Raw genomic sequence first — 12,858 nt, forward strand, 5'->3', positions numbered from 1 at the left:
CCCTTCGCCCCTTCGCCCATTGCGCGGGCGTCTGTGAGAGTCTGCGCCATCTGCAGACGACTTTGTTCCAACACGCGCTCATGAAACCCGACCCAGTCCTGACCCAACGCATGGGTTTCTTTCTGGTGCCGCATTTTTCGATGATGGCCCTCAGTTCCGCCACCGAACCGCTGCGCGCAGCCAACCGGGTGGCAGGCAAGCCGCTCTACAGTTGGCACCTGGTCAGTGCCGACGGCGAGCCGGTACCCTCGAGCTCCGGCTTTGCCCTGCTGCCCGAATTTGCCATGACCCTGGCGCCGGAATTTAGCCATTTCTTTGTCGTGGCAAGCATTGGCGTGGCGGATTATCGCAACCAGCAAGTGTTTCAGTTCTTGAGGCGCTATGCCGCCAGCGGGCGGCCACTCGGCGGCATCAGCCTTGGCTCCATGATCCTGGCGCGGGCCGGGCTGCTCGACCAGCGGCGTTGCACGATACACTGGGAAGCCTTGAGAGCGCTGGCCGACGAGTTCCCGGCAATCGAGGTCTGCCGCGACCTTTACTGCGTCGACGGCAACCGCCTGACCTGCGCCGGCGGCACGGCGGCCATGGACCTGATGCTGGAACTCATCGCCCGCCAGCATAGCCGCCAACTCGCCGTCGAAGTGGCCGACCAGTTCCTGCACACGCGCATACGCAGCGCCGCAGAAAGCCAGAAGATGGCCATCGAATGGCGCTACGGCGTTGCAGACCGGCGCATCGTCAACGCCATCACGCTGATGGAACAAAACATCGAGCGGCCCATTCCGATGAAAACCATCGCCTCTCTGGTCGGCATCTCGCCGCGCCAGTTTGAGCGGATGTGGTGGAAGCACTTCAATATGCGCCCATCGCAGTTCTACATCGAGCTGCGCTTGAAGGCGGCGCAAAAACTGCTGCACGAATCGACCTGGTCGCTGCTCGACATCGCCATGCGCTGCGGCTTTACCGGAGCATCCCATTTTGGCCGCTGCTACCGGAAATTATTTGATCGCACACCGGGCGAAGAACGCAACGCTACGCCCCGTTGAGAGGGCATGCACCGCCTTCGGCGCGCCGATGACGGCGCACTCGGGCGCGTTCGACTGCCGTTTCCAGGATAACCACCTTCCAGTGCCCACGGCCATGTGGCGTGAATTTCTTGCCTTGCACGAATGCACTGAAATGCACCGCATCTCCAGACAAAACGAATGGGCCTGTGAATGGGCCTGTATTTGTGTGGGTAAACCTCGGCTCAGGAGGGCGCCTTGGCAACCGTATCCGGGGCGCCGCCGCCCAGCGCTTTGTACAGCGTCACCTGGTTTTGCAACTGCGCCAGCCGCGTCTGCACCACGGCCTGCTGGGTGCTGAACAGGGAGCGCTGGGCGTCGAGCAGGTCCAGGTGGCTGGCCACGCCATTGAGGTAGCGCAGTTCGGCCAGCCGCAGGCTCGCCGCCTCCGCCTGTGCCTGGTTTTGCCGGGCCTGAACCTGTTCGCCCAGCGTCGCCTGGCCGGCCAGCGCGTCGGACACTTCACGGAAAGCGGTCTGTATGGCTTTCTCGTACTGCGCGACGGCGATGCTGCGGACGGCCTCGGAGACTTCGAGTTGGGCCTGGTTGCGGCCGGCGTCGAACAGTGCCAGCAGCAGCGACGGCGCGATCGAGAATCCCCACGACCCGCCATGGAACAAGCCCGATAGCGCGTCGCTGGCCGTGCCGGCCTGGGCGGTGAGCGTGATGTGCGGGAAGAATGCTGCCCGCGCAGCATCCATGCTGGCCTTGGCCGCGATCAGCTGCTGCTCGGCCTGGCGGATGTCCGGGCGGCGCGTGAGCAGTTCCGACGGCAGGCCCGCTGGCAGTGGCACCAGCGCCGGCGCATCGGCCAGCCGGCTGCGCGCCAGGCTGGCGCGGATGTCGTCCGGCAAGGCCTGGCCCAGCAGCAGGGCGAGGGCGTTTTCGTCGACGGCTCGCTGCCGCTGCTGTTGGGCCAATGTGGCCCGGGCGTCCTGCGTCAGCGACTCGGCCTGGCGCCAGTCGAGTTCCGAGACCACGCCGGCATCCAGACGCATCCGGGTCAGGCGCGCCGAGGACTCGCGCGAGGCCAGCGTCTGGCGCGACAGGCCGAGCAGTTCTTCATCCGCCAGCAGGTTCAGCCAGCCGTTGGCCACGGACGCTACCAGGCTGAGTTGCGCGGCGTTGCGCCCCTCCTGGCTGGCCAGATACTGGGCCAGGGCCTGATCCTTCAGGCGCGCGATGCGGCCAAAGAAGTCGATCTCCCAGGCCGTCACGGCCAGGCCCAGGCCAAACGACGGGTTCGGCTTGCCGTCCGTGGCGCGCGCGCGGCTGGCCTTGGCGTTCAGGTCGACGCCGGGGTACAGGTCTGCGCGGCGCAGTTGGAACTGGGCGCGCGTCTGTTCGACGTTCAGCATCGCCACGCGCAAATCGCGGTTGTTGGTCAGCGCAATGTCCAGCAGTTGGCGCAGCCGCGGGTCGGCAAAGTAGTCCTGCCAAGGCAGCAGGCTGGCAGCGCCTTGCGGGGCGTCTGCCGCTGCCAATGCGTAGCTCGCCGGCACCGGTGCCGCAGGGCGCTCGTAGGCGGTGGTCATGACCGAGCAGCCGGCCTGGGTCATCAGCAGCGCGACGGCGCAGAGGCGAAGCGGCAATGTGCGCGTTGCCGCAATGGCGGCAGTGGCGGCAATGGATTGGCGGCGTTCAATCATGGGTTTCGACTCCTGCGGCTTGCGCGTGGCGGCGGTTCATTTGCTGCTGGCGCGCGCTGCCTTTGAACAGGCCGCGGACCATGACGAAGAACCAGGGTACGAAGAACAGGGCCAGCGCCGTGCCGGTGATCATGCCGCCCAGCACGCCGGTGCCGATGGCGCGCTGGCTGGCCGAGCCGGCACCCGAGGCGATGACCAGCGGCATGACGCCCAAGCCAAAGGCCATCGAGGTCATCACGATGGGGCGAAAGCGCAACCGGGCAGCGGCCCGCGCCGATTCGATCAAGCCCTGACCCTGGGCCTGCAGGTCCTTGGCAAATTCGATGATCAAAATGGCGTTCTTGGCCGACAGGCCGATGATGGTGATCAGCCCCACCTGGAAGTAGATGTCGTTCGCGTAGCCGCGCAGCAAGGTGGCCAGCAGCACGCCCAGCACGCCCAGCGGCACCACCAGGATCACGGCCAGCGGAATCGACCAACTCTCGTACAGCGCGGCCAGGCACAGGAACACCGCCAGGATCGAAAAGCTGTACAGGATCAGCGCTTGCGCGCCGGCCAGCTTTTCTTCACGCGACTGTCCGGTCCACTCGAAGCCGAATCCTGCGGGCAACTGGGCGGCGAGTCTTTCCATCTCGGCCATCGCCGCGCCGGTGCTATAGCCCGGGGCTGCGGACCCGGAGATGCGCATTGCCGCGTAGCCGTTGTAGCGCACGGTCTGCTGCGCGCCGGTCACCCAGCGGGTGCTGGCAAAAGCGGACAGCGGCACCGGTTGGCCCTGGCGGTTGTGGGCGTTGATCTGCAGCAGATCCTCCGGCTGCATGCGGGCCGGGGCATCGGCTTGCACCACCACGCGCTGCAACCGGCCCTGGTTCGGGAAGTCGTTCACATAGTTCGCGCCCAAGGTCGTGGACAGTGCCGAGTTGATGGCATCGAACGACACGCCCAGGGCGTTGGCCCGGTCGCGGTCGATGTCGATCTGCAACTGCGGGGCGTCTTCCAGACCGTCCGGCCGCACCTGGGCCAGCAGCTTGCTTTGCGCGGCCAGGCCCAGCAATTGGTTGCGCGCACGCACCAATGCCTGGTGACCCGCAGCGCCGCGGTCTTGCAGCCGGAAGGTGAAGCCGCTGGCATTGCCCAGTTCGGGAATCGGTGGCGGGCTCAGCGGGAAGATGAATGCGTCCCGCACCCCCATCAGCGCGCCAAACGCGCGGCCTGCCAGGGCCTGGGCCGATTGCTCGGGCTTCGGGCGTTCAGACCAGTCCTTGAGCGTCACGAAGGCCAGCGCCGCGTTTTGCCCCTGGCCGGAAAAGCTGAAACCCAGAACGCCGACCATGCTTTCCACTTCGGGCTGCTGCAGGATGAAGCCCTCGACCTGCTGCACCACGGCCAGCGTGCGCTCCTGGGTGGCCCCCGGGGGCAGTTGCACGTTGACGATGATGCTGCCCTGGTCTTCTGCCGGCAGGAACGCGCCGGGCAGGCGCAGGTACAAAATGGCCACGGCGCCGATGATGGCGGCGTACAGGACCAGGTAACGGACGGCCCGCGTGAGCATGCGTGCCACCAGGCTTTCATATCCTTTGGCGGTGCGCGCGAAGCCGCGGTTCCAGCCCCCGAAAAAGCCGCCTTTTGCATGCTCCGGCCCGGCCGGCACGGGGCGGAGCAAGGTGGCGCACAACGCCGGGGTCAGCGACAGGGCCATGAACGCGGACAAACTGATGGACGCGACCATCACGGTGGCGAACTGGCGGTAGATGTTGCCGGTGGAGCCGGCAAAGAACGCCAGCGGCACGAACACCGAGATCAGCACCACGGTCACCCCGATGATGGCGCCCGAGATCTGGCGCATGGCTTTGCGGGTGGCATCCAGCGGCGACAGCCCCTCGGTGCGCATGATGCGCTCGACGTTTTCCACCACCACGATGGCGTCGTCCACCACGATACCGATCACCAGCACCATGCCGAACATGGTGAGCACGTTGATCGAAAAACCCAGTGCCAGCAGCGTGGCGAAGGTGCCCAGCAGGGCCACCGGGACCACGATGGTCGGGATGATCGTGTAGCGCCAGTTTTGCAGGAACAAAAACATCACCAGAAACACCAGGGCCACGGCCTCCAGCAGGGTCTCGGCGACTTGCCGGATGGACAGGCTGACAAAGCGCGAGCTGTCGTATGGAATGCTCCAGACCATGCCCTGGGGGAAATGGCGCGCGAGTTCATCCATGCGGGCGCGCACGGCCCGGGCCGCTTGCAGCGCGTTGCCGCCGGGGGCGAGTTGAAGACCGACGCCCACGGCGGGCTGGCCGTTCAGGCGGGCGGCGGTGGCGTAGGCCTGGCCGCCCAGTTCCACGCGCGCCACATCCTTGATGCGCACGGTCGAGCCGTCAGGGTTGGCGCGCAGCACCACATTGCCAAACTGCTCGGTGCTGGTGAGTTGGCCGTTGACGACGACGGTGGCCGTCACCTGCTGGTCTGCCTGGCCGGCAATGTGGGGCAGGTCGCCGATCGCGCCGCTGGTCACCTGCGCGTTCTGCGCGCGGATGGCGGCCGTGATCTCGGCGGCCGAGAGCGAAAAGCCGGCCATCTTGGCGGGGTCGATCCAGATGCGCATCGCGCGCTCGGTGCCGAACAGTTGTGCCTGGCCAATGCCGGGCAGGCGTTGCAGTTCGGGCAGCACATTGCGCGAGGCATAGTCACCCAGCGCCACCTGGTCGGTGGCCGGGTTGGTGGACGCGAGCATGGTAAACAGCAGGAAGTTCGAGCGCGCTTTGTCCACGCGCACGCCCTGCTGCGCCACCGCCGCCGGCAAGCGCGGCGTGGCGCGCGAGAGCCGGTTTTGCACGTCCACCTGCGCCAGATCGGGATTGGTGCCGGTCTCGAAACTCAGCGTGATGCTGCCCGAGCCATCGGCCTGCGCCACAGACTCCATGTAAATCAGCCCGGGCGCGCCGTTCATTTCGCGCTCGATCACGGACAGCACCGAGTCTTCCAGCGTCGGTGCCGATGCGCCGGGATAGATGGCGCTGACGACGATGGTCGGTGGCGCCACCGGCGGGTACTGGGAGATCGGTAGCTGCGTCAGCGCCACGCCGCCCAGCACCATGATGAACAGCGCAATCACCCAGGCAAAGATGGGTCGGTCGATGAAGAACTTGGCCATGCCGGAGTACCCCTTACGGCTTGGCCGCGCTCAACACGGGCGCTATCGCTGTCGCTGCAGCGGCAGGGGGCTGCCATGGCACCGGCTTGACTGCTGTGCCGGGCGGCAGCATCTGCAATTTCTGAAAACCATCGACGATGACCTGCTCGCCAGCCTTCAGGCCATCGAGCACCACCCAACGGTTGTTGCGCGCCGCGCTGATCTTGATCGGGCGCACCGAGACCTTGCCATCCGCGTCCACCACACTGACGCTGTCCCCCTGCTGCGTGCGCGTGACGGCCTGCTGCGGCAGCATGATGGCGTTGCTGGCCTGGGCCTGTTCGATGCGCACGCGCAGGTACAGGCCGGGCAACAGCTCGCCCTTGGGGTTGGGCACTTGGGCGCGCAAACTGACCCAGCCCGTGCCCGGGTCCACCGACAAATCGGTGAACAGCAACCGGCCAGTCTGCGCGTATTGCGAACCATCGCTCAGAACCAGCTTGACGCTGGCCGCCTCGCTGCTGCCGGCGCGCTTGAACTGCCCGCTGTCCAGCGCGCGGCGCAACTGGAACAGGTCGCTGGCGGACTGGGTGAAGTTCACGTACACCGGATCGATCTGCTGGATCAGCGCCAGGGCCGTGGCCTCCCCCTGGCCGACCAAGGCGCCTTCGGTGACCAGAGCGCGGCCGATGCGGCCGGAGATCGGCGCTGTCACGCTGGCGTAGCCCAACTGGATCTCGGCGCTGCGCACTGCGGCCTCGGCGACCGCCACATCGGCTTGCGCCAACTGCTCGGCGGCTTCGGCGTTGGTGAAGTCCTGCATGCTGATCGCCTGGGCGCCGATCAGAGGGCGGTAGCGCGCCAGTTGGGCGCTGGCCTGCGCCAGTTGGGCCCGCGCCTTGGCCAGGCTGGCGCGGGCACTTTGCGCGGCAGCGGCGTAAGGGGCGGGATCGATGCGAAACAGTTCCTGCCCCGCTTTGACATCGCTGCCTTCGTTGAACAGACGCTGCTGCAAAATGCCCGCAGCCCGGGCACGCACCTGCGCGACACGGGAAGCCTCGACGCGGCCCGGCAATTCGGTGACCAGGCCCGCATCGCCCGGGGTGGCGGTGACCACCCCCACCTCGACGGGCGGCATCTTCGGGCCGTCCGCCGGGGCCTGTGCTTCACTCTTTACGCAGGCGCCAACCACGATGGCGGCAAGCAATGAGAGCAGCCTGTGGGCCGGAACGGCGCGCAATGTGGGCATGGGAGTCCTTTGGGGATGTTTTCGGGATTGAAGACCGCAACGAGGGCCGCAATGGGGGCGATTGTGATCTGATTTTTCTTTCGGGATCGGCGCGGACTTTGCCGTATGCGACAATCACGGGTTTTCGAACGGGTGCCATGCGCGGCTGTAGCTCAGTGGATAGAGTATTGGCCTCCGAAGCCAAGGGTCGTGGGTTCGATCCCCGCCAGCCGCACCACTGATCTGATGATGAGAGTTGGGCAATCGACCGGTTCCCGAAGAACTGCCCGGAATTTGCTGCTATACTCGCCGATTCCTTGGAGGGGTGCCCGAGTGGCTAAAGGGGGCAGACTGTAAATCTGTTGGCTTGCGCCTACACTGGTTCGAATCCAGTCCCCTCCACCAGTGATGAATGCGGTGACGAGTGCGCAAGGGTCGTTGGTCGATGCGGGAGTAGTTCAGTGGCAGAACCCTAGCCTTCCAAGCTAATGACGCGGGTTCGATTCCCGCCTCCCGCTCCAACGCCGTTTGCCGGTTCGCCGCCGGGGCATCGTCGGTTGCGGCTGGTTGCTTGTCACGTTGGTACGGGTTTGTCGATGGCCCATGTGGCTCAGTGGTAGAGCACTCCCTTGGTAAGGGAGAGGTCGCGGGTCCGATTCCCGCCATGGGCACCACTTTCAGGCGCATCCGGTTCCGGGTGCGCCGAGAACCCTTTCGGGTTGGTATGGATTTTTTTCGGAGTTCGAGAAATGGCAAAAGGAAAGTTCGAGCGCACCAAGCCCCACGTCAACGTGGGCACCATCGGTCACGTCGACCATGGCAAGACAACGCTGACGGCGGCCATCGCCACCGTGCTGTCTACCAAGTTCGGCGGCGAAGCCAAGGCTTATGACCAGATCGATGCAGCGCCCGAAGAAAAGGCCCGTGGCATCACCATCAACACCGCCCATGTGGAATACGAGACGGCCAACCGCCACTACGCCCATGTCGACTGCCCCGGCCACGCCGACTATGTGAAGAACATGATCACCGGCGCCGCCCAGATGGACGGCGCCATCCTGGTGTGCTCGGCCGCCGACGGCCCCATGCCCCAGACCCGCGAACATATCCTGCTGGCCCGCCAGGTGGGCGTGCCCTACATCGTCGTGTTCCTGAACAAATGCGACATGGTCGATGACGAAGAACTGCTCGAACTCGTCGAGATGGAAGTGCGCGAACTGCTCGACAAGTACGACTTCCCCGGCGACGACACCCCGATCATTCGCGGCTCGGCCAAGTTGGCGCTCGAAGGCGACAAGGGCGTGCAAGGCGAACAAGCCATCATGAAGCTCGCGCACGCGCTGGACACCTACATCCCGACGCCCGAGCGCGCGATAGACGGCACCTTCCTGATGCCGGTGGAAGACGTATTCTCGATCTCCGGCCGCGGCACCGTGGTCACCGGCCGCGTCGAGCGCGGCGTCATCAAGGTGGGCGAAGAAATCGAAATCGTCGGCATCCGCGACACGCAAAAAACCATCTGCACCGGCGTGGAGATGTTCCGCAAACTGCTCGACCAGGGCCAGGCCGGCGACAACGTCGGCCTGCTGCTGCGCGGCACCAAGCGCGAAGACGTGGAACGCGGGCAGGTGCTGTGCAAGCCCGGCTCGATCAAGCCGCACACCCACTTCACCGCCGAGGTCTACGTGCTGAGCAAGGACGAAGGAGGGCGGCACACGCCGTTTTTCAACAACTACCGGCCGCAGTTCTACTTTCGCACCACGGACGTGACCGGGGCCATCGAGTTGCCGGCGGACAAGGAAATGGTGATGCCGGGCGACAACGTATCGATCACGGTCAAGCTGATCAACCCGATCGCGATGGAAGAAGGACTGCGCTTTGCGATCCGCGAAGGCGGTCGCACCGTGGGCGCTGGTGTCGTGGCCAAGATCCTGGCCTGATTTTCAAACATGCACAGGGGTATAGCTCAATTGGCAGAGCGTCGGTCTCCAAAACCGAAGGTTGTAGGTTCGATTCCTACTGCCCCTGCCACTTGAGAATGTGGCCCACACAAACCCGCAGGGCTTTTGCCCGGGTCCCGTCCCTGAAGGGTTTGGTTGTCTCGAATGACGCCGTCAATCGGAAGCAGAAATTACTCAAAGATGGCCACTTCACCACAGGTCGAAACTGTCAACACCGGCGCAGACAAGGCCAGACTCGCAGCGGCGGCGGCCTTGGTCGTCGCGTCGGTCGTGGGCTTTTATTTGCTGGGCAAACAAGGCGCGCTGGCGCAGTGGGCAACGCTGATCGCCGGGCTCGTTGCCGCCGCTGGCGTGTTCCTGCTGTCCGGGCCTGGACGCCAATTCCTGGCTTTTGCCCGCGATGCATGGCACGAGGTGGGCAAGGTCGTCTGGCCGACCCGCAAGGAAGCACTGCAAATGACGGCGTATGTGTTTGCCTTCGTGGTGGTCATGGCGCTCTTCCTGTGGCTCACCGACAAGACGCTGGAATGGGTTTTGTACGACTTGATTTTGGGATGGAAAAGGTCATGACCAGCGCTGCAAAAATCACCGAGGCGCAAGCCTCTGCGGGCGCCTTGGCCGGGGGCAGTCCCCATTGGACCGAAGTCGGCTCCAGTGCGGCTGCAACCCATCCCGATCTGCGCTGGTACATCGTCCACGCCTATCTGGGCATGGAAAAGGCGGTGGAGCGCAACATACAGGAGCGCATCCACCGGGCCGGCATGCAGGACAAGTTCGGCCGCATCCTGGTGCCGACCGAGCAGGTCGTGGAGATGAAGAACGGCCAGCGCAAGACGACGGAACGGCGCCTGTTCCCGGGCTATATGCTGGTCGAGATGGTGATGGACGACGATACCTGGCACCTGGTCAAGCACACCAACAAGGTCAAGGGTTTCGTCGGTGGCAGCAAGAACCGGCCGCCCTCCATTTCCGATGCCGAGGTGCAGAGCATCGTCAGCCACATGATCGAAGGCGCCGACAAGCCACGGCACAAGATGGAGCTCATGGTGGGCGAGCAGGTACGCGTCAAGGAGGGGCCATTCACGGACTTCAATGGCATGGTCGAAGAGGTCAATTACGAAAAGAGCCGCGTGCGCGTCTCGGTGATGATTTTTGGGCGTTCCACGCCGGTCGAGTTGGAGTTCGGTCAGGTTGAAAAAGCCTGATCGGCGAACGGGATGCCGCACCTTTCGACTCGGTGCGGACATCTGGTGCAAGGAGTCGTCAACCCCGGGGAGCCGGTTGCCGCAGGTTGCGGCGCAGGCGTCATGACCCGCAAGGAGTAGTCACACATGGCCAAGAAAATCGTCGGCTTCATCAAGCTGCAAGTGCCGGCCGGCAAGGCCAATCCATCCCCCCCGATTGGTCCCGCCCTGGGCCAGCGGGGTCTGAACATCATGGAGTTCTGCAAGGCATTCAACGCGCAGACCCAAGGTGTGGAGCCTGGTTTGCCGCTGCCCGTGGTCATCACGGCATTTGCCGACAAGAGCTTCACTTTCATCATCAAGACGCCGCCGGCGACGACGCTGATCAAGAAGGCCATCAAGCTCGAAAAAGGCTCTGCCAGCGCGCTGAGCACCAAGGTTGGCAAGATCACGCGCGCGCAGCTCGAAGAAATCGCCAAGACCAAGATGAAGGACATGAACGCCGCAAACGTCGACGCTGCCGTCCGGACACTGGCTGGTTCCGCACGCTCGATGGGCGTGACGGTGGAGGGTTTGTAAATGCCGCAGTTGACGAAAAAACAAAAGGCCATGCAGGGCAAGGTCGACAGCACCCGCTTGTACGCCTTCACCGATGCCCTGGTCTTGGTCAAGCAAGCCGCCACCGCCAAATTCGATGAATCGATCGACGTGGCCGTGCAGTTGGGCATCGATGCCAAGAAGTCTGACCAAGTGGTGCGTGGCGCCGTGGTGCTGCCCAACGGCACCGGCAAGATCACCCGCGTGGCCGTGTTTGCCCAAGGTGCCAAGGCCGAAGAAGCCAAGGCCGCTGGCGCCGATGTCGTCGGCATGGACGATCTGGCGGCGATGGTCAAGGCCGGCGACATGCCGTTCGACGTGGTGATTGCAGCCCCTGACGCGATGCGCGTAGTGGGCACGCTCGGTCAGATCCTGGGGCCGCGCGGCCTGATGCCCAATCCCAAGGTGGGCACGGTGACCCCTGACGTGGCCCTGGCGGTAAAGAACGCCAAGGCCGGCCAGGTGCAGTTTCGCGCCAACAAGGCCGGCATCGTGCACAGCACGATCGGCCGCCGTTCGTTCGACGACGCCAAGCTGCAAGGCAACCTGGCGGCGCTGATCGATGCGCTGAACAAGACCAAGCCGGCGTCGAGCAAGGGCCAGTACCTGCGCAAGCTGGCGCTGTCTTCGACGATGGGGGTGGGTGTGCGCGTCGATACGCAGTCCATCACCGTGTGATGGCGCGCCGTCGTCGCAAGACGTGACAAGAAATCTTCGGGTCTACCAAAGGCCCGATGTGGTGGGCTGAAAGTGGTGCGCAAACGCTTTCAGGCCATCGAAGACCGTTGGTGTGCCAGCCGCACTCAAACCCCCGGAGCGAGGGGGGCCAACGCAGATGGCGATCCTGCTGCAGATGGAATTCGTTTTCCGGAAAACAGTTGATCGCTGCAACGTGAGCGCACGAGGGCCCAGGCCCGAATGCGCAGTGGAAGGAGCAGACCTTGAGTCTTCAACGCAGTGAGAAAGAAGCGGTCATCAGCGAAGTCAGCCGCCTGGTCGCCAAAGCCCAAACGCTGGTGCTGGCGGAATACCGTGGCATCACGGTTGCCGACATGACCAAGTTGCGCGTGCAAGCGCGCAGCAATGGCGTGCGCCTGAGTGTTTTGAAGAACACCTTGGCGCGCCGTGCCGTGGCTGGCAGCGCGTTTGACGTGCTGGCCGGGCAGATGACCGGCCCGCTGATCTATGGCTTCTCCGAAGACGCCGTGGCGGCCGCGAAAGTGGTGGCCGAGTTTGCGAAAACCAACGACAAGTTGGTGATTCGCGCTGGCGCTTTCGCTGGCAAAGCCCTGGATGTCAACGGCGTCAAGCAGTTGGCCAGCATTCCTTCCAAGGAGGTGCTGCTGGCCCAACTGTGCGGCTTGCTGATGTCGCCCATATCCCGCACCGCCGTGGTGCTCAGCGCGCTGGCGGCGAAAAAAGGTGAAGGTGAAGGCGTGGGCCAAGCCCAAGCCGTGCCCGCCTGAAGTCCGGCCCGCCTGTCACCCGTTCCGTTATCCGTGAAACACCCATTGAATCGTTAGGAAAGCAAAATGGCATTCGATAAAGACGTATTTCTGACCGCGCTGGACAGCATGACGGTCCTGGAACTCAATGACCTGGTCAAGGCCATTGAGGAGAAGTTCGGCGTGAGCGCTGCCGCAATGGCGGCTCCGGCTGCGGCCAGTGGCCCTGGTGCAGCGGTCGTCGAAGAAAAGACCGAATTCAACGTGCTGCTGACCGAGGCGGGCGCCAACAAGGTGTCGGTCATCAAGGCCGTGCGCGAAATCACCGGTCTGGGCCTGAAGGAAGCCAAGGATTTGGTCGATGGCGCTCCGAAGAACGTCAAAGAGGGTATTGCCAAGGCCGATGCCGAAGCCGCTGTCAAGAAGCTGCTCGACGCCGGTGCCAAGGCCGAGCTCAAGTAATCCGGCCTCGTTTGGCGGGCTGGGGTTGCCCCTCACCGGGCCTCCAGCCCCCGATATGCGTTCAGAGCGCACCCGAAAACCGGCCCGACCAGAGCGCGCGCCGGATTTCGAGTGTCTTCTGATCATTGCGAC

Annotated in this window: 11 protein-coding genes and 5 tRNA genes; 13 read left to right on the forward strand and 3 right to left on the reverse strand. The window is 64.3% G+C overall.

Annotation, left to right across the window (positions count from 1 at the left end):
• The first annotated feature begins 80 nt into the window (after positions 1 to 80).
• Complete coding sequence (locus VEIS_RS10995) at positions 81 to 1,046, forward strand: GlxA family transcriptional regulator (RefSeq protein WP_011810005.1); 966 nt, start codon at positions 81 to 83, stop codon at positions 1,044 to 1,046.
• Between the two features lie 203 nt (positions 1,047 to 1,249).
• On the opposite strand, the gene VEIS_RS11000 is transcribed toward VEIS_RS10995, so the two are convergent.
• The 3 genes from VEIS_RS11000 to VEIS_RS11010 are packed head-to-tail and all read right to left on the reverse strand — an operon-like array spanning position 1,250 to position 7,098.
• Entirely contained in the window at positions 1,250 to 2,713 is a 1,464-nt protein-coding gene (locus VEIS_RS11000) for an efflux transporter outer membrane subunit (protein WP_011810006.1), read from the reverse strand.
• Positions 2,706 to 5,870, reverse strand: coding sequence for an efflux RND transporter permease subunit (locus VEIS_RS11005; protein WP_011810007.1), 3,165 nt, complete (start codon positions 5,868 to 5,870; stop codon positions 2,706 to 2,708). Before VEIS_RS11005 ends, VEIS_RS11000 begins: the two co-directional genes overlap by 8 nt.
• Positions 5,871 to 5,883: 13 nt before the next feature.
• Positions 5,884 to 7,098, reverse strand: a complete 1,215-nt coding sequence (locus VEIS_RS11010) for an efflux RND transporter periplasmic adaptor subunit (RefSeq protein WP_011810008.1) — start codon at positions 7,096 to 7,098, stop codon at positions 5,884 to 5,886.
• A 141-nt stretch (positions 7,099 to 7,239) separates the two neighbouring features.
• On the opposite strand from VEIS_RS11010, the gene VEIS_RS11015 reads away from it, so the two are divergent.
• From VEIS_RS11015 to rplL, 12 genes are all read left to right on the forward strand, one after another.
• Positions 7,240 to 7,315, forward strand: a tRNA-Arg gene (locus VEIS_RS11015).
• Between the two features lie 81 nt (positions 7,316 to 7,396).
• Positions 7,397 to 7,482: transfer RNA gene (locus VEIS_RS11020), tRNA-Tyr, on the forward strand.
• A gap of 42 nt (positions 7,483 to 7,524) precedes the next feature.
• Positions 7,525 to 7,598: transfer RNA gene (locus VEIS_RS11025), tRNA-Gly, on the forward strand.
• A gap of 78 nt (positions 7,599 to 7,676) precedes the next feature.
• Positions 7,677 to 7,751, forward strand: a tRNA-Thr gene (locus VEIS_RS11030).
• Positions 7,752 to 7,826: 75 nt separating this feature from the next.
• The gene (tuf, locus tag VEIS_RS11035; RefSeq protein WP_011809041.1) at positions 7,827 to 9,017 is read left to right on the forward strand and encodes an elongation factor Tu; all 1,191 of its coding nucleotides are present in this window, start codon (positions 7,827 to 7,829) and stop codon (positions 9,015 to 9,017) included.
• 15 nt (positions 9,018 to 9,032) lie between these two features.
• Positions 9,033 to 9,108, forward strand: a tRNA-Trp gene (locus VEIS_RS11040).
• Positions 9,109 to 9,218: 110 nt separating this feature from the next.
• The gene (gene secE, locus VEIS_RS11045) at positions 9,219 to 9,608 is read left to right on the forward strand and encodes a preprotein translocase subunit SecE (protein ID WP_041949970.1); all 390 of its coding nucleotides are present in this window, start codon (positions 9,219 to 9,221) and stop codon (positions 9,606 to 9,608) included.
• Positions 9,605 to 10,243 (forward strand): transcription termination/antitermination protein NusG, encoded by a 639-nt coding sequence (gene nusG / locus VEIS_RS11050; RefSeq protein WP_011810010.1) that lies wholly within the window; start codon positions 9,605 to 9,607, stop codon positions 10,241 to 10,243. Before secE ends, nusG begins: the two co-directional genes overlap by 4 nt.
• Positions 10,244 to 10,369: 126 nt before the next feature.
• Positions 10,370 to 10,801 carry a 50S ribosomal protein L11 gene (rplK, locus tag VEIS_RS11055; RefSeq protein WP_011810011.1) on the forward strand — a complete coding sequence of 144 codons (432 nt, stop codon included), beginning with the start codon at positions 10,370 to 10,372 and terminating at the stop codon, positions 10,799 to 10,801.
• A complete protein-coding gene (gene rplA / locus VEIS_RS11060) occupies positions 10,802 to 11,497 on the forward strand; it encodes a 50S ribosomal protein L1 (protein WP_011810012.1) in 696 nt (231 codons plus the stop codon).
• A gap of 263 nt (positions 11,498 to 11,760) precedes the next feature.
• Complete coding sequence (rplJ, locus tag VEIS_RS11065) at positions 11,761 to 12,285, forward strand: 50S ribosomal protein L10 (RefSeq protein WP_011810013.1); 525 nt, start codon at positions 11,761 to 11,763, stop codon at positions 12,283 to 12,285.
• A 66-nt stretch (positions 12,286 to 12,351) separates the two neighbouring features.
• On the forward strand, positions 12,352 to 12,726 hold the full coding sequence (rplL, locus tag VEIS_RS11070; protein WP_011810014.1) for a 50S ribosomal protein L7/L12: 375 nt from the start codon (positions 12,352 to 12,354) through the stop codon (positions 12,724 to 12,726).
• Positions 12,727 to 12,858 lie beyond the last annotated feature (132 nt).

This window comes from Verminephrobacter eiseniae EF01-2, from assembly GCF_000015565.1.
GTDB classification, from domain to species: Bacteria; Pseudomonadota; Gammaproteobacteria; order Burkholderiales; family Burkholderiaceae_C; genus Acidovorax; species Acidovorax eiseniae.